We start from the raw sequence: 22,303 nt of genomic DNA, 5'->3' as shown, positions 1-22,303 counted from the left end.
TCGTCACCCCCGCCTTCGCGGGGGTGACGGTAGAACCAGCTAACCTGCCGCCACTTCTTCCTCGCGCTCCTGCGCCTGCCGCATCCACATCTCGGCATAAAGCCCGCCCCGGCGCAGCAATTCGCCATGCGTGCCCCGCTCGGCCACCCGCCCCGCCTCGAGCACCACGATCTGGTCGGCATGCACCACCGTCGAGAGCCGATGCGCGATGACGATCGTCGTCCGCCCGCGCTCGATCGCCTCCAGCGTCGCCTGGATATCGGCTTCGGTGCGGCTATCGAGCGCGCTGGTCGCCTCGTCGAGGATCAGGATCGGCGGGTTCTTCACCAGCGTCCGCGCGATCGCCACGCGCTGCTTCTCGCCGCCCGATAGCTTCAGCCCGCGCTCGCCGACGCGCGTGTCGAACCCGTCGGGCAGCGATTGGATGAACCCCGCAATCGCCGCCCCGCGCGCCGCATCGGCGACTTCGTCCGGACCGGCGCCTTCGCGGCCATAAGCGATATTATAGCCGACCGTGTCGTTGAACAGCACCGTATCCTGCGGCACGATCCCGATCGCCGCGCGCAGAGTCGATTGCGTCACGTCGCGGATGTCCTGCCCGTCGATCGTGATCCGCCCGCCGGTCACGTCGTAGAATCGGTACATCAGCCGCGCGAGCGTCGATTTGCCCGCGCCCGAGGGCCCCACCACCGCCACCGTGCTTCCGGCAGGAATGTCGAGGTCGATCCCCTTCAAGATCTCGCGCTCGGGGTCGTAGGCGAACAGCACATTCTCGAACCGGACATGCCCGTTCGCGACGACCAGCGGCACCGCATCGGCCGAATCGACGATCTCGGAAGGGGTATCGATCAGGTCGAACATGGACCCCATGTCGATCACGCCCTGACGGATCGTGCGATAGACCATGCCGAGCAGGTCGAGCGGGCGAAACAATTGCACCAGCAGCGTCGAGACCAGGACGACATCGCCCGGGCTGAACCGCCCGCTGCTCCAGCCGAACACGATCAGCGCCATGCCTGCGCCCAGCATCACATTGGTGATCACCGACTGGCCGACATTGAGCAAGGCCAGCGAATTTTCGGACTTCACCGCGGCCTGCATATAGGCCGCCATCGCATCCTCGTAGCGCTTCGATTCGCGCCGCTCGGCGTTGAAATATTTGACCGTCTCGAAATTGAGCAGCGAATCCACCGCATGCGCCACTGCGCCGGTGTCCATCTCGTTCATCCGCTCGCGCAGCTTGGCGCGCCAGTCGGTCACCCAGCGCGTATAGGCGATATAGACCACCACCATCGTCACCGTGCCCGCCACCAGCCCGAAGCCGAAGCGCGTCCAGAAGATGCCGAGCACGAGGCCAAGCTCCAGGATCGTCGGGGCGATGTTGAACAACAGGAAATAGAGCATCGTGTCGATGCTCTTGGTCCCGCGCTCGACCACCTTGGTCACCGCGCCCGTCCGCCGCTCGAGGTGGAAGCGCAGCGACAGGTTGTGGAGATGCCGGAACACGTCCGACGCCAGCCGCCGCGTCGCATCCTGCCCGACCTTCTCGAACACCGCGTTGCGCAGATTGTCGAAGATCACCCCGCTCAGCCGCGCCGCCGCATAGCCGGTGACGAGCGCCACCACGAGCCACAGCGCATCGCGCGAGCCGCTCGCCATCCGGTCGATCGCGCCCTGCAGCGCGAACGGCGCGCCATAGACCTGGACGAGCTTCGAGCAGACCACGAGCAGCATCGCGATCACGATCCGCGCGCGCAGGTTCGGCGCATCCCGCGGCCACAGATAGGGCAGGAAACGCTTCATCGTGCCGAGCAGCGGACGCTCGGGCGCGGAGTCGGATATATCGGGAGGCATTGCCTGTGATCTGGGGCCGAAGCCGCTGCGATGCAACGGTCTTGGGGAACGGCAGAGCGATTGCTTCGTTGTCAGCCCCGAAGGGAAGCGATGATGGAACCGATCCTCTACGTGCTGGCGATCATGGGCTGCGGCGACGATTCGTCGAGCTGTCAGCAGGCGCGGGTCGAGCCGGTTCGCTACACCTCGATCGCCCAGTGCCAGCAGGCAATGCCCGCCGCGCTCGAGCGCAACACCGACATCGCCTTCCCCGTGATCAGCGCCGCCTGCCAGCGCCAGGGCGAGCATCTGGTCGAATCGAAGCCGGTTTCGCAGCGCGGCGGAAGGTGAGCCGATGGCCGGCGTTCGAGGTTCGCATCCCGCCTAGCCAATCCCATTCCCCTCCCTCTCAGGGAGGGGTTAGGGGTGGGTTTAGCGGCGGACGAGGCTCGATGCCTCGACCGACGCTGTTCCGCCGCGACGCTTATGAGTCTTTTTAGCGCGCAGACGCGCGCACCCACCCCCAGCCCCTCCCTTTCAGGGAGGGAGGATCACTCGCGCGGTCGCGTCCACAAATTTGCGGGCCGGGGTTTACCCCGATACTGCGCACGCCCCCGCGCCTGGCCGTAAGCGCGCACGATCCAGCCTAGCTTCTCCGCCTTCGTCGTGCTGACCCGAGCATCCCAGGCGCCCGCGCCCCGCTCGGCCACCCGTCGCGCAATATCCCCGTAAATCCCCGCCGCCGCCAGCACCGCCCAGGCCGAGCGGAACGACAAGGCCGGCGTCCCGCCCCGCGCGCTCGCCTCATAGGCCTCGGCCCGCTCGGCCAGCCGCCGTGCCAGCACGACGCGATCCTGGGTCTCCGCCAGCCACGCGGCGGGCAGATAACAGCGCCCTGCCGCTTCATCCTCGGCCAGATCCCGCGCGATATTGGCGAGCTGGAACGCGAGGCCAAGGTCGCAGGCGCGGTCGAGCGTCGCTTGGTCGTCGGGGCTGACCCCCATCACCACCGCCATCATGCAGCCGACCGCCCCGGCGACATGGTAGCAATATTGCATCAGATCGGCCTCGCTCGCCGGCCGCCAGCCCGCCGCATCGAGCGCAAAGCCCTGGACCACGTCCCACACCAGTCGGTGCGGGATGCCGGTTTCCGCCACGACGATGCGCAGCGCGTCGAAGGCGGGATCACCGACCCACTGCCCGTCCAGCGCCGCTTGCGTCCGCGCGCGGATGGTCGCGAGCCGCACTTCCGGATCGGAAACCACCACCATTTCGTGGCCATGCTCCTGCCCGTCGGCTAGGTCGTCGCAGGCACGACACCAGGCGTAGAGCAGCCAGGCCCGCTCGCGCGTCGCCCGGTCGAACAGCCGGCTCGCCGCGGCGAAGCTCTTCGATCCAACCGCGATCGATTCCCCCGCAGTCGCGACGATCGCGTCGCGGCTGGGCGTCACAGATCCTCGCGCTTCATGTGGATGATCGGCACCGTTGGCACTTGCTCCGCCATCAGCGTCAGCAGCACGTCGAGATCGTCGGAGACGTGGAGCAGCCCCTGATGCTGCGGCCGCACGAAGCCCACCGTCCCCATATGCGCCCAGAATTCGACCAGCTTGTCATAATAGCCGGCGACGTTGAGCAGCCCGATCGGATCGCTGTGATAGCCCAATTGCGCCCAGCTCAGCGCCTCCCACAATTCGTCCATCGTGCCGGTCCCGCCGGGCAGGTTGACGAAGCCGTCGGCCAGCTCGGTGAAGCGCGCCTTGCGCTCGTGCATCGTGTCGACGACGTGAAGCTCGCTCAGATTGCGATGCGCGACCTCGGCATTGACCAATGCGGTCGGGATCACCCCGATCACCTCGCCCCCCGCGGCCAGCGCCGAATCGGCCACCGCCCCCATCAGCCCCAGCCTGCCGCCGCCATAGACGATTCCGATCCCTCGCTCGGCCAGCCCACGCCCGACGCTGCGCGCACTTTCGATGTAGACGGGGTCCGCAGGCGATGCGGAGCCGCAATAGACTGCGAGACGCTTCATGCCTGACTCCCCTCCCTGCAAGGGAGGGGTTGGGGGTGGGTGCGAGCGAAGCGAGCTCCGCCGACCACAAAAAGCGCCGGCCGGGGCATCGAGCCCCGCCCGACGCTGGACCCACCCCTTGATCCCCTCCCTTTCAGGGAGGGGAGGATCAGATATTTCACTTCGCATCCTCCAGCATCAGCGCCGCAGTCGCCTTGGCGCTCCCCACGACCCCCGGTATCCCCGCCCCCGGATGCGTCCCCGCGCCCACGAAATAGAGGTTCGAGATCGCATCGTCGCGATTGTGCACGCGGAAATAGGCGCTCTGCGTCAGCAGCGGCTCCAGGCTGAACGCCGAACCCAGATGCGAGCGCAAATCGGTCTGGAAATCGGGCGGCATGTAGGCGAATTTGGTGACGACCCGCTCCTTGATGTCGGGGATCATCAGCCGCCGGCCCATCTCGGCGAAGATGCGCTCCTCCAATATCGGCCCAACCTCGCTCCAGTCGGCCGGGAACTTGCCCAGATGCGGCACCGGCGCCAACACATAGAAGGTCGAATGCCCCTCGGGCGCCATCGACGGATCGGTCGCGGTCGGGTGGTGGAGATAGAGCGAGAAATCCTCGGGCAGCACGCCATGATCGTACAGATCCTCGAGCAGCCCCTTGTAGCGCGGTCCGAACAGGATCGAATGGTGCGGAATATGGGGGAAGGTCCCGCGCAACCCGAAATGGAGCACGAACAGGCTCGGCGAGAATTTCATCCGCTCCAGCCGCGCCGCCTTGCGCTGCGCGCTGCGCGAATCCTTGAGCAGATGGCGATAGCTGTGCACCACCTCGGCATTGCTCGCGACCGCGTCGACCTCCATCGCGAAGCCGCTCTCGGTGCGCACCCCGGTCACCCGATCGCCCAGCGTGTCGATCGCCGCGACCGGATCGTTCAGCCGCAGCACCCCGCCCAGCCGCTCGAAATGGCGCACCATCCCCGCAACCAGCTTGTTGGTCCCGCCTTGGGCGAACCAAACCCCGCCGTCGCGCTCCAGCTTGTGGATCAGCGCATAGATGCTGCTCGTCGCCATCGGATTGCCGCCGACCAGCAGCGTGTGGAAGCTCAACGCCTCGCGCAATTTCTCGTTCTTCACGAAGGAAGAGACCATCGAATAGACCGAGCGCCAGGCCTGGTGCTTCATCAGCGCCGGCGCCGCCTTTATCATCGACTTGAAGTCGAGGAAGGCGACATGGCCGAGCTTCACATAGCCTTCCTGATAGACGGCTTCGGAATATTTCAGGAACTTCTGATAGCCGGCGATATCGTCGGGATTGAGCTTGGCGATCTCGGCGTTGAGCACCGTATCGTCGTTGGTATAGTCGAATGCCGTGCCGTCGGGCCAGGAAAGCCGGTAGAAAGGCGAGATCGGCAGGAGCTTCACATCCTCCGAAATGTCGTGCCCCGAAAGCTTCCACAATTCGGCCAGCGCCTCGGGCGCGGTGATCACCGTCGGTCCCGCGTCGAAGACGAAGCCGTCGCGCTCCCAAAAATAAGCCCGGCCGCCCGGCTTGTCGCGCGCTTCCAGGATCGTCGTGTCGATCCCCGCCGATTGCAGTCGGATCGCCAGCGCCAGCCCGCCGAAGCCGGCGCCGATCACCGCGACGCGCTTCATGCCCGCCCCGCAATCGCGCGAATTGCGCGGCCCACCGGCACCGGCGGCTTGCCCGTCAATATGCGTGCCTTGTCGTACATGCTCGATTGTCCTGCATAAAATCGCCCGATCAGCCCTGCGTCGAGCCGGTAGAAGCGTTCCAACACTTTGTAGCGCTGCTCGGGCTCGGCGGCCTTGAACAGCATCTTCGTGAGCATCCGGTAATAGCGCCCGCGCCGCCAGCCGGCCCGGGCATGCCCGTGCAGCAAATCGTGCAACTGCGCGCCCTCCACCAGCCCCGATTTCGCAATCAGCGCGGCGGTGCGGACCGCGTCGGGCAGCGAGTAGCTGGTGAGCGAGTGGAACAGCCCGGCGCGCATCCCGGCCTTGGCCACGCCGACCCCGCCCGATCGCCAATAGGCCTCGAAATCGCCGCTCAGCACCACCGGCAGCACGCCGCCCTCCTGCCGCACGATTTGTTCGACCTGCCAGCCGCGCGCGGCGACATAGGCGTCGATCCGCGTGCCCAGCACTGCGCTATCCAGCTCGGGGCCGTCGCTATAATAAGTGTCCTCGACGAACATCCGCGTCGCCGCGAAGGGCAGGCAATAGACGAAGCGATAGCCGTCATGCTGGGCGACGGTCGCGTCCATCACCACCGGCCGGTCGGCCCCGTGTGGCTCGGCGAGCTCCAGCTCGCGGCCATAGAATTTCTGCCAGCCGAGCTCGAGCGCGTTCAGGTCCGCGGGGCCGCGGCAATCGATCACTCCCTTGGCCTCGATCCGCGCGCCATCGGCGAGGACGACCGTGGTCGGGCTCAGCTCGACCACCTGGCGGCCCAGCATCACGGAAGCTTCGGGCAAGGCGGCGCGGACCACCGCGTCGAACCGGCTCGATTCGATCGAATAATAAGCCGCCTTCAGCGTGCGGGCATGCGCGGGGAAGGCGATGTCGTAGCGCGTCCAGCCATGCGTGATCAGCGGCGCGACCAGCCAGCGATCGGCGGGCGCCACGTCGCTTGCGAAGAAGGACCATAGATGGTTGCCGCCGATGCTCGGGCCGCCGTCGATCAGCCGGATGTCGCAGCCGGGCCGCTGTCCGGCGAGCGCGAGCGCGATCAGTCCGCCGGCAAGCCCCCCGCCGACGATGGCGACGTCACAAGTGATCGGTGCCGACATGCCCATCGCCTAGCCGATGGACCGGGGGCTTCCAACAAAAACCCTCCCCTTGTGCGCGGCACCCACCCAAATCGTTCGCGCTGAACCTGTCGAAGCGCCGCTCTCAACCGCCCCAGACCTGTGCAGGGCGAGCGCCCTTCGACAAGCTCAGGGCGAACGGGGGAGGGGACTTAATTTCTTTGCAGCGATCCTGCGGTACAAGGAAGCGTGATAAGCCCACGCCCGCCGCTCCGCATCCCACCTCGCGCACTCCTCGCCGCGCTCGTACTGGCCATACTCGTCGCGCTCCTCCTGCTCGCGATGCAGCGCCCGCCGATCTGCCCCTGCGGCACGATCAAGCTCTGGCACGGCGCGGTCCAGTCGAGCGAGAACAGCCAGCATCTCGCCGACTGGTACAGTTTCAGCCACATCATCCACGGCTTCCTCTTCTACGCCGCCGCGCATTTCGCCCTGCGCGGCGGCGCGCGCAGCTGGGCGCTCCCCGCCGCGGTCGCGATCGAGGGGCTGTGGGAGCTGCTCGAAAACTCGCCGATCATCATCAACCGCTATCGCGACGCGACGATCGCGCTTGGCTATTCGGGCGACAGCATCGTCAATTCGCTCGCCGATATCGGCTGGATGGCGTTCGGCTTTGTGCTGGCAGGCCGGCTGCCCGCAAAGGTCACGATCGCGCTCGCCTTGGTCTTCGAATTCGGCACCTTGCTGCTGATCCGCGACAATCTCACCCTCAACGTGCTGATGCTCGTCTGGCCGATCGAGGCAATCAAGACATGGCAGGGTGCGGGCGGAATGTTGTAAGGGGCCGGCGATGCTGCTCGCCATCCTCCTCTCCGCGCTCGCGATGACCCTCATCGTCGGGCTTCGCTATCTGGCGGCGAGCGGCGGTTTCGCGCTTGCGACTCGGATCAAGCATCCCGGCCTCTACACCGGGCTCGACGCCCAGATGCGCCGCGAGATCGGCTGGAGCCTCGCTTCCGCCGCGATCTACGGCATCCCCGCCGGCGTGGTCGCCTGGGGCTGGCAGAATCGCGGCTGGACCCAGATCTACACCGACGCCGCCGCCTGGCCGCTCTGGTATCTGCCGCTGTCGGTGCTGCTCTATCTCTTCGCGCACGACACCTGGTTCTACTGGACGCACCGCTGGATGCACCGCCCCAGGCCGTTCCGCATCGCCCACGCCGTCCACCACGCCAGCCGTCCACCCACCGCCTGGGCGGCGATGAGCTTCCATCCCATCGAGGCGCTCACCGGCGCGGTCGTCATCCCCGCGCTGGTCTTCCTGATTCCGATCCATGTCGGTGCGTTGGGGGTGGTTCTCGCCGTGATGACCGTTATGGGAGTAACCAATCACATGGGCTGGGAGGTTTTCCCCCGGTTCATGCACGCGGGTCCATTGGGAGCATGGCTCATCACCGCGAGCCATCACCAGCGGCACCACCAACTCTACGGATGCAATTTTGGCCTTTATTTTCGCTTCTGGGATCGTCTTTGCGGCACCGACAAGGGGCTGGGCGATTTCACGCGCGAGCATCGCCGCCGCGTGCCTGCCGCTGCTGGCGGGGATGTCGCCCGTAGCGCTGTCGAGCCTTGAGGTCGACGTCGACGGACTCCGCTCGGCGAAGGGCATGCTCCAGATCTGCCTGACGTCGGACACCGGCGACTTCCCCGATTGCCGCAACGGCGACACCGCGATCAAGCGCACCGTCTCCGCATCCGCGCCGCGCGTCCGCTTCGAAGGCCTGCCGCAGGGCGACTATGCCGTCGCGGTGATCCACGACGCCAACGGCAATGCCAGGCTCGATACGATGATGGGCATTCCGCGCGAAGGCTTCGGCTTCTCGCGCAATCCCACCATCGGCTTCGGCCCGCCCCGCTTCACGGCGGCGCGCTTCACCGTCGGCGCGCAGGGCCAGGTCCAGAAGATCCGCATGCGATACCTGCTCTAGTACTTCCCCCCGCAATGCCCTACGACTCGGCAATCCCCGGGGGAGCGCCGTTCCGCGCTTGAGAGGAGGGCAGGAGCCCTCGACCCGCTGAACCTGATCCGGTTGACACCGGCGTAGGGAGGGAGCGGTCTTTACCCCGAAGGTCCGTTTTCTCCCCTTTGAGGAGAACACGCATGGCCGACCTTCCCGCCCGTACCGAAATCGGCGTCACCACCGGCCCGATCCGCGGCAGCCGCAAAGTCCATGTCGGCCCGCACCGCGTGGCGATGCGCGAGATCCACCTCGATCCCAGTTCCGGCGAAGCCCCCGTCCGTGTCTACGACCCCTCGGGCCCTTACACCGATTCGGACGCGCGCATCGATATCGGCGCCGGCCTGCCCCCGATCCGGCGCGACTGGATCCTCGGCCGCGGCGACGTCGAGCAGGTCGCCGCGCGCGAAGTCCGCCCCGAGGATAACGGCCAGCTAGGCCCGGACCGCAGCGGCGGCGTCGCCCCCTTCCCCAACGTCGTCAAGCAGCCGCTGCGGGCCAAGCCCGGCATGAACGTCAGCCAGATGCACTATGCCCGCCGCGGCATCATCACCCCCGAGATGGAATATGTCGCGGTCCGCGAAAATCTAGGCCGCGAGCGGCTCGCCGAGTATATCCGCGACGGCCAGGATTTCGGCGCGTCGATCCCCGATTACGTCACCCCCGAATTCGTCCGCGACGAAGTGGCCCGCGGCCGCGCGATCATCCCCAACAACATCAACCACCCCGAATCCGAACCGATGGCGATCGGCCGCAACTTCCTGGTCAAGATCAACGCCAATATCGGCAACAGCGCGGTCGCCTCCAACGTCGCCGCCGAAGTCGACAAGATGGTCTGGTCGATCCGCTGGGGCGCGGACACGGTGATGGACCTCTCCACCGGCCGCAACATCCACGACACCCGCGAATGGATCCTGCGCAATTCCCCCGTCCCGATCGGCACCGTCCCGATCTACCAGGCGCTCGAAAAGGTCGGCGGCGTCGCCGAGGAGCTGACCTGGGAAATCTATCGCGACACGCTGATCGAGCAGGCCGAGCAGGGCGTCGACTATTTCACCATCCACGCCGGCGTGCGGCTCGGCTACATCCCGATGGCGGCGAAGCGCGTCACCGGCATCGTCAGCCGCGGCGGCAGCATCATGGCCAAATGGTGCCTCGCCCACCACCGCGAGTCCTTCCTCTACGAGCGCTTCGACGAAATCACCGAGATCCTGAAGGCCTATGACATCGCCTACAGCCTCGGCGACGGCCTGCGCCCCGGCAGCATCGCCGACGCCAATGACGAAGCCCAGTTCAGCGAGCTCTACACGCTCGGCGAGCTCACCCACCGCGCCTGGCGCCAAGACGTCCAGGTGATGATCGAAGGCCCCGGCCATGTGCCGATGCACAAGATCAAGGAGAATATGGACAAGCAGCTCGAGGTCTGCGGCGAAGCGCCCTTCTACACGCTCGGGCCGCTCACCACCGATATCGCCCCCGGCTATGACCATATCACCAGCGGCATCGGCGCCGCGATGATCGGCTGGTACGGCACCGCGATGCTCTGCTACGTCACCCCCAAGGAGCATCTCGGCCTCCCCGACCGCGACGATGTCAAGGTCGGTGTCGTCACCTACAAGCTCGCCGCCCACGCCGCCGATCTCGCCAAGGGGCATCCGGCGGCGCAGGTCCGCGACAATGCCCTGTCCAAGGCGCGCTTCGAATTCCGCTGGCGCGACCAGTTCAACCTCTCGCTCGATCCCGACACGGCCGAGGAATATCACGACCAGACCCTTCCCGCGGAAGGCGCGAAGACCGCGCATTTCTGCTCGATGTGCGGGCCGAAATTCTGCTCGATGCAGATCAGCCAGGAAGTCCGCGACTTCGCGAGCAAGCAGAACCAGGGCGTCGAGGGCTTCATCGCCACCGGGCCTACGGGGGCGGAGACTGCCGCGGCGAGCAAGGCGGCGGCGCTCAAGGGGATGGAAGAGATGAGCCGGGTGTTCAAGGAGACTGGGAGCGAGTTGTATATGGGGGCTGGTGGCAGGGAGCATGACTAAGAAGGAAGAGCGGTAGCATGTTCCCCAGGCTTCTCGCCTTGATTGGCCTGCGCCGGGCTCATGCTTCCGTCGAACCCTTCCGGCTGCCGCCCCATCCGGCAAATGTGCCCGGCCCATTTTACGTCGAGGACGGCTGCTGCATCAGCTGCGGCGTCTGGGAGGATGTCGCGCCGGACCTGCTGGCCTGGCAGGAGGACGGTCAAAGCTCGCATTGCTACGTCGCGCGCCAGCCCGAAACCGATGCAGAGTTTGGTCGCATGATGGCGGCGATGCAGGTCGGCGAGGTTGACTGCATCCGAGTCCACAACTGTCAGCCAGACTGGGCCCGCCGTCTGCGCGAGGCGAAACTCTCGCACCACATAGACCCGGAAGACGGTCCGGCAAAGCGCTGAGAATTGCCGGGTGTTTAAGGAGACCGGGAGCGAGTTGTATATGGGCCAGGGCGGTCGGGAGCACGACTGACCCGCCCCCCGGCTTGACAAGGTCGAAACATATGCGGAACATAGCAGCCTAACCCCTGGGGTCCGACCATGTCTTCCGATCATTGCACCGATTTCGATTTCGAGTTCGGCCGCTGGCGCGTCATCCACCGCCGCCTCAAGCAACGCCTCGCCGATTGCCGGGATTGGGAGACGTTCGAAGGCACCAGCGAGACGCGCCCCGTCCTCGGCGGCAATGGCAATGTCGAGGACCAGCTTCTCCACATCTCGACCGGCAGCTATCGCGCAATCGCGGTCCGTTCGTTTGACCCTGCCACGCGCGCCTGGGCGATCTGGTGGCTCGATTCGCGCGCACCCCATGGGCTCGACGTGCCCGTTATCGGCGGCTTCGCAGACGGCGTCGGTACCTTCCTCGCCGACGACACGCACGAGGGCCGCCCGATCAAGCTGCGCTTCCTTTGGCTGAACACCCACACCGATAGCCCCCGCTGGGAACAGGCGATGTCGGCCGATGGCGGGCAAAGCTGGGAAACCAACTGGACGATGGACTTCGCCCGCGCCGATTGAGGCGAAACCTGGCGCCGACACCGCTGCGAGCGGGCGCAGCGGGCCCGACTGAATCCGGCGCGGAATATCTTCCAGAACGGATAGATTTCGCTCCAATTGCGACGCAGATGCCGATAGTCTCGGCGGCGGCATCTGCATCGGGGGGAGCGGGCCTTGGAACATCGCAGCGAATCCATGCGGCGGGCCGCCCGGCCAGCGTGCCTGGCGACCGGCGCGATCGCGCTGGCGCTGCTGGCGCCGCCCCCGCTGGTGAGCGCCGCGCGGACGCCGGCCGCCCAGCAGGTCCCTGCGCCACCCCTCGCGCCCGATTATGCTACGATCACCACCCGCGTCGCCGCCGCCAAGCTGGTCCGCAAGCGGCTATTGGTGCGGATTCACTTCTTCCCCGTCGAACTGGGCGGCCCAAAGGGGCGCACCAATATCGGCTACGTCACCCCCGAAGCGGCTCTCTCGCACGCGCAGCTGATCGAGATGCTGGCCATCTATATCGAGCGCGATCTGATCGACCATCTCGAAGTCGTCCCCGAATATAAGGGCGAGAGCATCATTCCCACCCGCATCCGCATGATCGCCCATCACAGCCGGAGCGCCGAACGTCATGAGCGGATGATCGACGTCTGGGACTGCGACTTCTGCGCCCCCTTCGAGCCGCTGCCCGAGCCCGATGGGCGCGAGGCGGTGAGGGCGTGAGGGTGGGGCGGAGGCGACAAGCGGGCCGAACTGCTGTGCGATGCAGATTTCGGAGGAGGCATGCGAATTCGAAAATAGGTAAACCAGAGCATCGAAGGCTCCCTCACCGCTGGCCTACAGCGCGGAACCCGCCACCGCGGCTCACCTGAAGAAAGGGATATTGGCCGAAAGATTCGGCTTTCCCAAAAATAACGGAATCCCCACCTCAATAATGATACCGGCACTGCGCCACTTCCACGGTCTGTGCCTCGCCGCTCCCCGTCACGCGATACACCAGCCGGTGCTCGCGATCGATCCGGCGGGACCACCAGCAGGACATGTTTTTGCCCAGGGGCTCCGGCTTGCCCAGCCCACGAAAAGGATCGCGCCGGCACTCCTTGAGTAGCGCGTTCACGCGCTCCAGCAACCGCGTGTCTTCGGCCTGCCAATGGAGATAATCCTCCAAGGCGGTTGGCCAGAAGACGATCTTCACGGATCGATCAGTTCGTGCTCTTCGCCTCCGCCAGCCTGCAGCCCCCGGATCGCTTCCAGCAAGCGCTCAGCATTCTTGGGCGACGCCAGCAGATACATCGTCTCCTCGATCGAATCCCACTCGCTCTGCGAGACCATCACCACCCCCTCGCCCTTTGGACGCGAGATGCCGATCGGCGCGCGGTTGGCAACGACGCGGTCCATCACCGCCTTGATGTTCGCCCGGGCTTCGGAAGTGCTGAGAATTTCGATATATTCTATGTACAATGATCTGTACAAAACTCAAGCACGTGCTAGCCGGGACGCATGCCCCATCTCTCCCACCTCACGCTGATCGTCCGCGACTATGACGAAGCCCTGGCCTTCTACGTGGGCAAGCTCCGCTTCACCCTCGTCGAAGACACGCTCGTACCCGAGCAGGCCAAGCGCTGGGTAACGATCCGCCCGCCCGGCGCGCCCGGGCAAGCCACCACGCTGCTCCTCGCCCGCGCCGCCGGCCCCGAGCAAACGGCTGCGATCGGCAGGCAGGGCGCCGGCCGCGTGTTCCTCTTCCTCGCCACCGACGATTTCGCGCGCGATCATGCCGCCTTCACGGCCGCCGGGGTGCGCTTCGTCCGTCCGCCGGCCGTGCAACCCTATGGCATCGTCGCAGTGTTCGAGGATCTCTATGGCAATCGCTGGGATCTGATACAGTATCGTGCGACCACCGCCTCCCGGAGCCGCGCCATGCCCGATACCATCCACCCGCTCGCCACGCCGCAGACCGCCCGCGCCTCGATCCGCGCCGGCGATCGCGTCGTTCTGGAAAGCGAAGTCAGCGTCACGCCGCTGGGGCTGCTCGCGATCGGCGGGCTCGTCGCGGCGATCCTGCTCTCGGTGCCCCCGATCGTCCGCGCCAGCAGCCGCGCCGCCACCAAATTGCCGCCGCCCCCCGCTTGATCGCCGCGCGTCCGGGCGGTGCATATCTGCAACAGTACGCAGGTAGAATTTCCTACAGCCGCGCATGGGCACTCGACTAGTAGGATTTGGCTTGCTGCATCCTTGCCGATGAAACCGGAGAGCCACCGCGACACCATCGCGCGCGTTGCCGACGCGCCCGATTTCCTCCACCCCATGCCCGGGCCGGCGCCCGAATCCGGCGGTGCGCTCGCCGCGCTCCCGCCCGATGGCGCGGTCCGCGGCGCCGCGACCGAGGACGCGTCGCCCACCCCCTATATCGATACGAACGGCTTCGATCCCGACGACTATAGGTGGGTCCCCGTCCGCCGCAGCCCGCGCAAGGACGGCTTCTCCGAGGCCAAGCAGCGCGCCTTCATCGAGCTGCTCGCCGATAGCGGCTGCGTCGAGACCGCGGCGCAGGAAGTGGGGATGAGCGCCCGGAGCTGCTATCGCCTGCGTCGCGCCCCGGGGGCGGAGAATTTCGCGCGCGCTTGGGATGCCGCGATCCAGCAGGCTGCGCTCAAACTGGTCGATATCGCCTTCGATCGCGCGATCAACGGTTCGGACGAGCCCGTCTTCAATCGCGAAGGACGGCGCGTCGGCCGCCGCCAGAAGCCCAGCGATCGCTTGCTGATGTTCCTGTTGCGCGCGCATCTGCCCGATTGCTATCGCTTCGCGCACCACAGCAACCGCCAGCCCGGTGAGCCGCTGCCGGCGCCGCGGCCGCCGCTGGCCGATGCCATCGCCAGGCTCGAGCCCATGGCCCCTGCCGCGCCGCACCGGCTGCTGCCGCCCGATCGTCTCGATGCCGAGGTCGAGGTCGCCGATCTGTGCGACGGCGAACTGCCGCCCTGGTATCGCCACACGCGCGAAGAGGCGCCCGTCGAAAGCCCGCTGGGCGAGGCATTCGAGCGCCAGCTCGACGCGGCACGCGGCATCGTCCCGCGCGCGGAGGAGGATGAGGAGTTATGGGACGAGGAAGAGCCGTGGGACGAATCGTGAATGCGTCCTTGGTGTGACTTTCTGTGACTTTCGGGGTCGGAACGCGCGCGGCTCAGCGCTTCTTCACGAACTCTGCGCGCAACACCAGGCCCTTGATGCCCTCATATTTGCAGTCGATTTCCTGCGCGTCGCCGGTCAGACGGATCGCCTTGATCAGCGTCCCGCGCTTGAGCGTCTGCCCGGCGCCCTTGACGGTCAGATCCTTGATCAGCGTCACCTGGTCGCCATCCTGAAGCAGATTGCCCACCGCGTCGCGCACTTCGAGCGCGCCGCTGGATTGCACCTTGCGCGCCTGCTCCTCGGCATTGACCCACTCGCCGCTCGCCTCATCATAGACGAACGTGTCTTCATATCCCGACATGCGCGCGCTCAGCCCTTGATGTTGACCATGTGGACCGGCTTTTCCTTGGTCGAGGCGTTGGCCGCGATCGTCTTTGGCTTTTCAGCCTTGGGCTTGCGAACTTCCTTGTTCGACTTCTTCTGGCTCTTGGCCATGATGCATCCTCCGGAGGCCGGATGCCCCATGGTTTAGCGATAGCGCGAACCGGGCCGATAACCTGCATCAATTCTGGGACGGCAGATGCGAATTGGGGCGCCCGCCGCCGCGGACGCCCCATCTTCCATCGATCCGGTGTCAAATCGCCGTGCTTACATCCGGTTGGCGACCTGACCCTCGACTCGGGCGTCGTCACTGTCGTCGGCACGATCGGCCTCGCGCTCGCCCATATCCTCGACATTGTCGGCCTGCGCCTCCAGCGAGTCGTGGAGCTGATCGTTGCCCGCGGCGCGCGCGGCATCGGCCTGCGACTCGAGCGCGTCGGCGCGGTTCTCGGCCATCGCCTCGATATTGTCGGCGGCCTGGTCATCGGCATTGTTGCCGCATGCGGCCAGCGCGAGCAGCGTTGCCGCGCTTGCGGCCTTGAGCAGAATCTTCATCGAAAAACCCCTGATAAGCGTGCGCCGGCTGATACGCCGCGCAACGCACCAAATGCCGAAACCCCCTTGAGGTTCCGGCACGCGGCAGATCGAATCGGGGAAAACGCCGGCGCCGGGCGCGCCGTGGCGCGCTTACTTGATCTTGGCTTCCTTGAACTCGACATGCTTGCGCACGACGGGATCATATTTGCGGAAGGACATCTTCTCGGTCTGGGTACGCGGATTCTTCTTGGTGACGTAATAGAAGCCCGTATCCGCCGAGCTGACGAGCTTGATCTTGACAGTGGTCGGCTTGGCCATGGCCCGAAACCCCAATATTCTCGCAAACGCGATTCTGATAAAAAAGGAAAAGCGGCACGCCGGGCGTACCGCTATCAGCCGCGGCGGATGCGGCAGCCGGCTGCAAAAGTCAAGCGCCGCGGCCTAATTGCCCCTTAACCCTGTTCGGGCAAGGTGGCTGCCATGGAGGCCATCGTCCCCGCATTCCTGCTCGCCTTGCTGAGCCAGCTCGGCGATCGCCCGGCATTGCTGACGGCGATCCTCGCCGATCGCTATCGCCGGCCGCTCGTCGTTGCCTGCGCAGCGGGGCTGGCGCATGCGCTGGGCAACGGGCTTGCCGCGCTGGCCGGCGTCGCGATGGCGCCGATCCTCAATCCCAATGCCCAGGCGCTGCTGCTCGCCTTCGCCTTGCTGGCGGGCGGCCTCGGCGGCTTCCTGAACGAGAAACGGCCGAGTCGCTACGAGTCGTGGAAGCTGGGCGCATTCTTTGCGCCGCTGCTGGGCATCTTCGTGCTGGCGCTGGGCGATCGAACCCAATTCTTCACCCTCGCGGTCGCGGCAAAGGGGATGCCCTGGTACGCCGCAGTCGGGGCGGCGATCGCCGCCTTCGCGGTCGGCTTCGTCGCGGCGCTGCTGGGAGAAGCGGGATGGCGCGCCCTCCCGCTGCGCTGGGTGCGGATCGTCAGCGCAGCGCTGTTCCTGGTCGCGGGCATCTATATCGGCCTGGGCGCGCTGCGGCTGCTCTGACCATATCTAAGGATGGGTTCGCATGGCGCCGGCGCGCGCTATGCCTATATCGGCAGGCGAACCTCATGCACGATGGAGAATCCCATGGCAGAATCGAAAGCGCTTCAGACGCCGACCGACCTCAATCGCAACGATACCAAGACCGTCGCCGACGCGCTCAACAGCGCGCTGGCCGATTGCTTCACGCTCTATCTCAAGACCAAGAATTTCCACTGGCACGTCTCCGGCCCGCATTTCCGCGACTATCATCTGATGCTCGACGATCAGGCGACGCAGATATTGGGCGTCACCGATGCGATCGCCGAGCGCGTGCGCAAGACCGGTAACACCACGCTGCGCTCGATCGGCGACGTCGCGCGCCGCCAGACGATCTCGGACAATGACAAGGAATTCGTCTCCGCCGAGGAGATGCTCGCCGAGCTGCGCGACGATAATCTCAAGCTGGTCGAGAGCTTCCGCGTCGTGAAGCAGGCATCCGAGGATGCCGGCGACAACGCCACCAGCGGCATTGTCGACGAATGGACCGATCAGGCCGAGGAGCGCGCCTGGTTCCTGTTCGAGGCCAGCCGCAAGGGCTGACGCAAAGCGGGCCGGACTTGCGTCCGGCCCGTCACGCTTACTTGATCGCGGCCAGGTTGGTCTCGACCTTCTTGAGCATCTCGTCGGTCAGTGCACCCTGCGAATAAGGCTGCACCATGCGCAGGCTCATTGTCTTGAACATCTCGTAGCTGGGATGGGTGGTCGTGCCGGGAATGTCGGCGTCGAGCACTGCCTTGGCAGCGGGATCGGCGACCAGTTGCTCGATCGGCGTATCGAGGTTGAACTTGGCGGCCGGCGCGGCGGTGGCCGTTGCGGGGGCGGCGGCAGGCGCAGTCTGGGCCGATGCGGCCGCGGGGATCAGGCAGGCGACCGCAGCGGCGGCGAGAATGGCGAATTTCATGGGGGACGTCTCCACTGATGGAAAAGCCAGCCTAACCGCAGCCCGCGGCTCTTGCCAGCGCGATTCAGCCTGCCGGTCCCAGTGTGAGCAGCCACCAATCGGGCACCGCGCCGTAGCGCAGCGGCAAAATGCTGGCCCCCAATCCCGATCCGACGACGACCGTCCGTGATCCCTCGCGAATCACCCCGCAGCGGTAGCGATCACCATAGTTCGAAGCGCTCGCTACTGCGCCCAGCAGGGGCAGCACGATCTGGCCGCAATGGGTGTGCCCGGCGAGGACCAGCGCGAAGCGCGGCGACAGACGCGGTACGAGATCGGGGCTGTGGCTGAGCAGGATCGCCGGGCCGGGCAACTTCGCGGCAGCGCGTTCAATTGCTGAGGGGTCGGCATGGCCGGTGTGGATATCGTCGGCGCCAACGAGCGTCACGGCTCCGGCGCGCACCGCCCGATTGCTCAACACGCGAATGCCGATTGTCTCGAGCGCGGCAGCCATGCTCGGCCCGTTCCGCCAATGATCGTGGTTGCCGAGCACCGCCCAAGTCCCGAGCGGGGCGCTGAGCCCGCGCAGCGCCTCGGCGATCTCGGCATCCGGATAGGCGCGCGTCGCGAGAAGGCGATCGCCAACGAAATCGCCGGCGAGCAGGATCAGATCCGGTTGCGCCGCATTCACTTGCGCTACGAGCCGCTTAACGCGCTCGGGCGGCATGTCGGGGCCCTGGACATGAACGTCGCCGATCAGCGCGACTTGCAGCGCGGCGGCGTCAATTGGCCAATCTGCCATACCGATCCGTGCCGCGCGCATCACCGGATCGCGTAGAATATTGGCGTATCCCCAGCCGGCCAGAGCGAGCAGGATCAGCGAAACAAGGGTAAGCCAACGCAGCATCGAAGCGGAGACTGGCACAAAAGCAGCTCGCAAACCATTTAGGCCGGATGCGCGTCTTCGCCGATCTGCTCGATGCCCTGATCTACACCCGCTCGCGCAACGCGAAGCTGCGGCTGATCGGCGATTATCTGGCGAGCACGGCCGATTCCGATCGCGGCTGGGCGATGGCGGCTTTGACCGGCAGCCTCGATTTGCCGGGGGTGAAGCCAGCGGTGATCCGCGGGCTGATCGAAGCGCGAGTCGACCCTGTCCTGTTCCGGCTGAGCCGCGATTTCGTCGGCGATACTGCCGAGACGGTCGCCTTGCTCTGGCCCGAACCGCAGGGCGCCCCGGTCGAGGCCACGCCCCTGACACTGTCCGAAGTGGTGGATCGCCTGGGCGCGCTTTCCAAATCCGATGCGCCGGCGGTGCTCGCGGAAATGCTCGATCGGCTTGAGGCCGACGAGCGCTTCGCCTTGCTCAAGCTCGCCACCGGCGGCTTGCGCGTTGGTGTCTCGGCCCGCCTCGCCAAGACCGCGCTGGCGCAGGCATTCAGGCTCGATGTCGATGCCGTCGAGGAAGTGTGGCACGGCCTCGCCCCGCCTTATGCGTCCTTGTTCGACTGGGCCGAGGGGCGCGGCGTGCAGCCGACCGCGCAGAATGTGCCGGTGTTCCGCCCCTTCATGCTCGCGCATCCGCTCGAAGACATGCAGGTCAGCCTCGACGACTATGTCGCCGAGTGGAAATGGGACGGCATTCGCGTCCAGATCGTCCATGTCGCGGGCGAGACCCGCCTTTACAGCCGCGCCGGCGACGATATCACCCACAGCTTCCCCGAAGTTGCGTCCGCTTTCGCCACGCCCGGCGTGCTCGACGGCGAATTGCTCGTAAAGGGCGCGGCACAGGGATTGACCATGGAGGACGGCGCCGGCGCCGCGAGCTTCAATGCGCTCCAGCAGCGGCTGGGCCGCAAGCTCGTGCCCGCCAAGACGCTTGCCGACTATCCCGCCTTTGTCCGCCTCTACGACCTGTTGTTCGACGGGCCCGAGGATCTCCGCGCATTGCCCTGGACCGAGCGGCGCGCGCGACTGGAGCGGTTCGCCGCCGCGCTCGATCCGGAGCGCTTCGACGTCTCGGTGGTAGTGGATGCCGAGGACTTTGCCGCGCTGGAGGAAATCCGCGCCGGTGCGCGCGATGCCGCGATCGAGGGTATGATGCTCAAGCGCCGCGATTCGCCGTACGTCTCGGGGCGGCGGGTCGGCTTGTGGTATAAATGGAAACGCGATCCGCTGACCGCCGATTGCGTGCTGATGTATGCCCAGCGTGGCAGCGGCAAGCGCAGTTCCTTTTACTCCGACTTCACCTTCGGCGCCTGGACGCCAGAGGGCGAACTGCTTCCGGTTGGGAAGGCCTATTTCGGCTTCACCGACGAGGAGCTGAAATGGCTCGATCGCTACGTCCGCAATCACACGACCAACCGCTTCGGCCCGGTGCGCGAGACCGACAAGACGCTGGTGCTCGAGGTCGCCTTCGATTCGATCCACGAATCGAAGCGGCATAAATCGGGGCTAGCGATGCGATTCCCCCGCATCAGCCGCATCCGGACAGACAAGCCGGTCAGCGAAGCCGACACGATCGCAGGCCTGAGGCGGTTGGCGACCTGACAGGGCCTGCCGCGAATTACACTGAGAATCCGCTTGCTCGATCGCCCCAGGATTCTAGCGTCACGCCCAACGAAATTCGTCAAGGACCCCCCCATGCGCCTATCTCGCTTGCTCGCCATCCTCCCAATGGCGCTCGCGCTATCTGCTGCCCCAGCTGCGACCAATGAGCCCGAATTCAGCCCCGAGCGTATTCGCGCCGACGTGGCCTTTCTTGCCGACGACAAGCTCGAAGGTCGACTGACCGTCGCGAACGGCTATTTCCTCGCCGCCGCCTATGTCGCCGATCGCTTTGCTCAGCTCGGCATGAAGCCCGGCGGCGACGTCGAGAAATGGTTTCAGCTCGTGCCGATCCGGCTGCCGGATGGTCGCGTCGAGCGCAGCTTTCGCTCTCCCAACGTCCTCGGCATCATTCCCGGGTCCGATCCTGCGCTCAAGGACGAATATGTCGTGATCAGCGCGCATCTCGATCATCTCGGCATGGGCCGGGTGGCGGCGGACGACAAGATCTTCAACGGGGCGATGGACAATGCATCCGGCGTCGCGACGATGCTCGAGGCGGCCCGCGCGTTCGCAGCCGGCGGCAAGCCTCCCCGGCGATCGATCCTGTTCGTCGCTTTTGCCGCCGAGGAACAAGGCCTGCTCGGTTCGGGCTTTCTGGCTAGGCACCCCCTGGTGGGCAGCGGCAAGTTCGTCGCCAATGTTAATCTCGATATGCCGATCCTGCTCTACGACTTTCAGGACGTGGTGGCGTTCGGGGCCGAGCGCTCCACCTTGGGGCCGATCGTTTCCGCAGCTGCGGCCAAGATGGGGGTATCTCTATCGCCCGATCCGATGCCCCAGGAGAATACGTTCGTACGCTCGGACCATTACAGCTTCGTCAAGGCGGGCGTCCCGGCGGTGCTCCTGGCCACCGGGTTCAAGAATGGCGGCGAGAAGGCAACCCGCGGCTTCCTGAAGACCCATTATCACCAGGTCACCGACGACATCGCCCTGCCGTTCGACTGGAAGGCAGCCGCCAAGTTCGCCGAACTCAACTATCGTATCGCACGCGAGATCGCCGATGCCGACGAGGCGCCTCGCTGGTATGCCAAGGACCCTTACGGTGAGCGCTACGCGAAACGCGCTCCAAAGGCCGCGAGACCCTGAAGTACGAATCCTTCCGTCAAGCAAAAGGGGCCGGGCGTTGCCGCCCGGCCCCTTCTTTATTCGATCCGAAAAGCCTTAGCTGCCCGGGGTCAGATTGACTGCCGCATATTTGCCGCGGCGATCGACTTCGAGTTCGAACTCGAGCCGGTCGCCCTCGTTGAGCGTCGGCATGCCGGCACGCTCGACGGCGGAGATGTGGACGAATGCGTCGGGCTGTCCGTCATCGCGCTGGATGAAGCCAAAGCCCTTCATCGCGTTGAAGAACTTGACCGTTCCGCTTGCCTTCTCGCCGGTCAGCTGACGCTGCGGGCCACCGGCGCCGCCCGCGCCGCCTGGACCAGCGCGCGGCGCATCGCGATCGCGCGGCGGACCTGCGTCGGTCACCGGCAACGGCTCGCCGTCGATCTTGAGCTCGGTTGCCGAGATGCGGCCGCCGCGATCGACGAGGGTGAAGCCGAGAGGCTGTCCCTCTGCAAGACCGGTCAGGCCGGCCTGCTCAACTGCGGAGATGTGCACGAACACATCCTCTGCGCCATCGTCACGAACGACGAAGCCGAAGCCCTTTTGCGAATTGAAGAATTTGACGACGCCCGTCGCTTCGCCGACGACTTGGGGGGGCATGCCGCGGCCACCGCCGCCACCGCCACCGCCACCGCCAAAGCCGCCACCGCCGCCGCCACCGAAGCCGCCGCCACCGCCGCCGCGGTAACCACCGCCGCCGCCGCCACCGAAGCCGCCACCGCCGCCAAAGCCGCCGCGATCACCGCCGCCACCGAAGCCGCCGCGGTCACCGAAACCGCCGCCGCCGCCGAAGCTGCTGCCGCCCTCGTCACCAAAACCGTCGCGCTTATCTCTGCCGCGCCCGCCGCGATCCCCGCGGCGCCCTCTATCGAAACTCATGCCCTGTTCGTCTTCCCGGTTCGCCCATCTGCACAATCAAAACC

Annotated in this window: 28 protein-coding genes and 1 riboswitch; of the genes, 14 read left to right on the top strand and 14 right to left on the bottom strand. The window is 66.0% G+C overall.

Going from position 1 to position 22,303, the window contains the following annotated elements:
- Nucleotides 1–39: 39 nt before the first annotated feature.
- On the bottom strand, nucleotides 40–1,854 hold the full coding sequence (locus tag OKW87_RS13540; RefSeq protein ID WP_265540279.1) for an ABCB family ABC transporter ATP-binding protein/permease: 1,815 nt from the start codon (nucleotides 1,852–1,854) through the stop codon (nucleotides 40–42).
- Between the two features lie 93 nt (nucleotides 1,855–1,947).
- Between OKW87_RS13540 and OKW87_RS13535 the strand changes: the two genes are divergently transcribed.
- Nucleotides 1,948–2,184, top strand: coding sequence for a hypothetical protein (locus OKW87_RS13535; RefSeq protein WP_265540278.1), 237 nt, complete (start codon nucleotides 1,948–1,950; stop codon nucleotides 2,182–2,184).
- A 200-nt stretch (nucleotides 2,185–2,384) separates the two neighbouring features.
- On the opposite strand, the gene OKW87_RS13530 is transcribed toward OKW87_RS13535, so the two are convergent.
- From OKW87_RS13530 to crtY, 4 genes are all read right to left on the bottom strand, one after another.
- On the bottom strand, nucleotides 2,385–3,284 hold the full coding sequence (locus OKW87_RS13530) for a phytoene/squalene synthase family protein (RefSeq protein WP_265540277.1): 900 nt from the start codon (nucleotides 3,282–3,284) through the stop codon (nucleotides 2,385–2,387).
- On the bottom strand, nucleotides 3,281–3,862 hold the full coding sequence (locus OKW87_RS13525) for a TIGR00730 family Rossman fold protein (RefSeq protein ID WP_265540276.1): 582 nt from the start codon (nucleotides 3,860–3,862) through the stop codon (nucleotides 3,281–3,283). Before OKW87_RS13525 ends, OKW87_RS13530 begins: the two co-directional genes overlap by 4 nt.
- Nucleotides 3,863–4,019: 157 nt before the next feature.
- Nucleotides 4,020–5,501: a phytoene desaturase gene (locus OKW87_RS13520; RefSeq protein ID WP_265540275.1), complete on the bottom strand. Its 1,482-nt coding sequence runs from the start codon at nucleotides 5,499–5,501 to the stop codon at nucleotides 4,020–4,022.
- Nucleotides 5,498–6,658: a lycopene beta-cyclase CrtY gene (gene crtY, locus OKW87_RS13515; RefSeq protein ID WP_265540274.1), complete on the bottom strand. Its 1,161-nt coding sequence runs from the start codon at nucleotides 6,656–6,658 to the stop codon at nucleotides 5,498–5,500. The genes OKW87_RS13520 and crtY overlap by 4 nt, the downstream gene beginning before the upstream one ends.
- Before the next feature lie 207 nt (nucleotides 6,659–6,865).
- Here crtY and OKW87_RS13510 point away from each other — a divergent pair, with 207 nt between their 5' ends.
- From OKW87_RS13510 to OKW87_RS13480, 7 genes are all read left to right on the top strand, one after another.
- A complete protein-coding gene (locus OKW87_RS13510; protein ID WP_265540273.1) occupies nucleotides 6,866–7,456 on the top strand; it encodes a DUF2585 domain-containing protein in 591 nt (196 codons plus the stop codon).
- 10 nt (nucleotides 7,457–7,466) lie between these two features.
- Nucleotides 7,467–8,249 carry a sterol desaturase family protein gene (locus tag OKW87_RS13505; RefSeq protein WP_265540272.1) on the top strand — a complete coding sequence of 261 codons (783 nt, stop codon included), beginning with the start codon at nucleotides 7,467–7,469 and terminating at the stop codon, nucleotides 8,247–8,249.
- Entirely contained in the window at nucleotides 8,221–8,604 is a 384-nt protein-coding gene (locus tag OKW87_RS13500; protein WP_265540271.1) for a DUF2141 domain-containing protein, read from the top strand. Before OKW87_RS13505 ends, OKW87_RS13500 begins: the two co-directional genes overlap by 29 nt.
- 28 nt (nucleotides 8,605–8,632) lie before the next feature.
- A riboswitch (TPP riboswitch) is annotated at nucleotides 8,633–8,741 on the top strand.
- A 36-nt stretch (nucleotides 8,742–8,777) separates the two neighbouring features.
- Complete coding sequence (thiC, locus tag OKW87_RS13495; protein WP_265540270.1) at nucleotides 8,778–10,673, top strand: phosphomethylpyrimidine synthase ThiC; 1,896 nt, start codon at nucleotides 8,778–8,780, stop codon at nucleotides 10,671–10,673.
- Between the two features lie 17 nt (nucleotides 10,674–10,690).
- Nucleotides 10,691–11,065, top strand: coding sequence for a ferredoxin (locus OKW87_RS13490; RefSeq protein WP_265540269.1), 375 nt, complete (start codon nucleotides 10,691–10,693; stop codon nucleotides 11,063–11,065).
- 138 nt (nucleotides 11,066–11,203) lie between these two features.
- Nucleotides 11,204–11,680, top strand: coding sequence for a DUF1579 domain-containing protein (locus OKW87_RS13485; protein WP_265540268.1), 477 nt, complete (start codon nucleotides 11,204–11,206; stop codon nucleotides 11,678–11,680).
- A gap of 174 nt (nucleotides 11,681–11,854) precedes the next feature.
- The gene (locus OKW87_RS13480) at nucleotides 11,855–12,370 is read left to right on the top strand and encodes a hypothetical protein (protein ID WP_265540267.1); all 516 of its coding nucleotides are present in this window, start codon (nucleotides 11,855–11,857) and stop codon (nucleotides 12,368–12,370) included.
- Nucleotides 12,371–12,575: 205 nt separating this feature from the next.
- On the opposite strand, the gene OKW87_RS13475 is transcribed toward OKW87_RS13480, so the two are convergent.
- Complete coding sequence (locus OKW87_RS13475) at nucleotides 12,576–12,842, bottom strand: Txe/YoeB family addiction module toxin (protein ID WP_265540266.1); 267 nt, start codon at nucleotides 12,840–12,842, stop codon at nucleotides 12,576–12,578.
- Complete coding sequence (locus tag OKW87_RS13470; RefSeq protein WP_265540265.1) at nucleotides 12,839–13,108, bottom strand: type II toxin-antitoxin system Phd/YefM family antitoxin; 270 nt, start codon at nucleotides 13,106–13,108, stop codon at nucleotides 12,839–12,841. Before OKW87_RS13470 ends, OKW87_RS13475 begins: the two co-directional genes overlap by 4 nt.
- A gap of 39 nt (nucleotides 13,109–13,147) precedes the next feature.
- On the opposite strand from OKW87_RS13470, the gene OKW87_RS13465 reads away from it, so the two are divergent.
- Nucleotides 13,148–13,780 carry a VOC family protein gene (locus OKW87_RS13465; protein WP_265540264.1) on the top strand — a complete coding sequence of 211 codons (633 nt, stop codon included), beginning with the start codon at nucleotides 13,148–13,150 and terminating at the stop codon, nucleotides 13,778–13,780.
- A 108-nt stretch (nucleotides 13,781–13,888) separates the two neighbouring features.
- Nucleotides 13,889–14,782: a hypothetical protein gene (locus OKW87_RS13460; protein WP_265540263.1), complete on the top strand. Its 894-nt coding sequence runs from the start codon at nucleotides 13,889–13,891 to the stop codon at nucleotides 14,780–14,782.
- Nucleotides 14,783–14,834: 52 nt separating this feature from the next.
- Here the strand turns inward: OKW87_RS13460 and OKW87_RS13455 are convergent, their stop codons facing one another.
- From OKW87_RS13455 to rpmG, 4 genes are all read right to left on the bottom strand, one after another.
- Complete coding sequence (locus OKW87_RS13455) at nucleotides 14,835–15,143, bottom strand: zinc ribbon domain-containing protein YjdM (protein WP_265540262.1); 309 nt, start codon at nucleotides 15,141–15,143, stop codon at nucleotides 14,835–14,837.
- Nucleotides 15,144–15,151: 8 nt separating this feature from the next.
- Nucleotides 15,152–15,277, bottom strand: coding sequence for a hypothetical protein (locus OKW87_RS13450; protein WP_265540261.1), 126 nt, complete (start codon nucleotides 15,275–15,277; stop codon nucleotides 15,152–15,154).
- A 153-nt stretch (nucleotides 15,278–15,430) separates the two neighbouring features.
- On the bottom strand, nucleotides 15,431–15,718 hold the full coding sequence (locus OKW87_RS13445) for a hypothetical protein (RefSeq protein WP_265540260.1): 288 nt from the start codon (nucleotides 15,716–15,718) through the stop codon (nucleotides 15,431–15,433).
- Nucleotides 15,719–15,850: 132 nt separating this feature from the next.
- On the bottom strand, nucleotides 15,851–16,018 hold the full coding sequence (rpmG, locus tag OKW87_RS13440) for a 50S ribosomal protein L33 (RefSeq protein WP_265540259.1): 168 nt from the start codon (nucleotides 16,016–16,018) through the stop codon (nucleotides 15,851–15,853).
- Nucleotides 16,019–16,180: 162 nt separating this feature from the next.
- On the opposite strand from rpmG, the gene OKW87_RS13435 reads away from it, so the two are divergent.
- Nucleotides 16,181–16,744, top strand: coding sequence for a TMEM165/GDT1 family protein (locus OKW87_RS13435; protein ID WP_265540258.1), 564 nt, complete (start codon nucleotides 16,181–16,183; stop codon nucleotides 16,742–16,744).
- Between the two features lie 84 nt (nucleotides 16,745–16,828).
- Nucleotides 16,829–17,323, top strand: coding sequence for a Dps family protein (locus tag OKW87_RS13430; RefSeq protein ID WP_265540257.1), 495 nt, complete (start codon nucleotides 16,829–16,831; stop codon nucleotides 17,321–17,323).
- Between the two features lie 37 nt (nucleotides 17,324–17,360).
- On the opposite strand, the gene OKW87_RS13425 is transcribed toward OKW87_RS13430, so the two are convergent.
- Nucleotides 17,361–17,684 carry a hypothetical protein gene (locus tag OKW87_RS13425; protein WP_265540256.1) on the bottom strand — a complete coding sequence of 108 codons (324 nt, stop codon included), beginning with the start codon at nucleotides 17,682–17,684 and terminating at the stop codon, nucleotides 17,361–17,363.
- A gap of 64 nt (nucleotides 17,685–17,748) precedes the next feature.
- Entirely contained in the window at nucleotides 17,749–18,570 is an 822-nt protein-coding gene (locus tag OKW87_RS13420; RefSeq protein WP_265540255.1) for a metallophosphoesterase, read from the bottom strand.
- A gap of 47 nt (nucleotides 18,571–18,617) precedes the next feature.
- On the opposite strand from OKW87_RS13420, the gene OKW87_RS13415 reads away from it, so the two are divergent.
- Together OKW87_RS13415 and OKW87_RS13410 are read left to right on the top strand one after the other, a co-directional pair.
- Nucleotides 18,618–20,213, top strand: a complete 1,596-nt coding sequence (locus OKW87_RS13415) for a cisplatin damage response ATP-dependent DNA ligase (protein ID WP_265540254.1) — start codon at nucleotides 18,618–18,620, stop codon at nucleotides 20,211–20,213.
- A 93-nt stretch (nucleotides 20,214–20,306) separates the two neighbouring features.
- Entirely contained in the window at nucleotides 20,307–21,359 is a 1,053-nt protein-coding gene (locus OKW87_RS13410) for a M28 family metallopeptidase (protein WP_265540253.1), read from the top strand.
- A gap of 75 nt (nucleotides 21,360–21,434) precedes the next feature.
- On the opposite strand, the gene OKW87_RS17490 is transcribed toward OKW87_RS13410, so the two are convergent.
- Nucleotides 21,435–22,259 carry a cold-shock protein gene (locus tag OKW87_RS17490; RefSeq protein WP_322740317.1) on the bottom strand — a complete coding sequence of 275 codons (825 nt, stop codon included), beginning with the start codon at nucleotides 22,257–22,259 and terminating at the stop codon, nucleotides 21,435–21,437.
- Nucleotides 22,260–22,303 lie beyond the last annotated feature (44 nt).

It is taken from the genome of Sphingomonas sp. M1-B02, assembly GCF_026167525.1.
Lineage (GTDB): Bacteria > Pseudomonadota > Alphaproteobacteria > Sphingomonadales > Sphingomonadaceae > Sphingomonas.
This window is presented reverse-complemented; position numbering and strand designations above follow the sequence as displayed.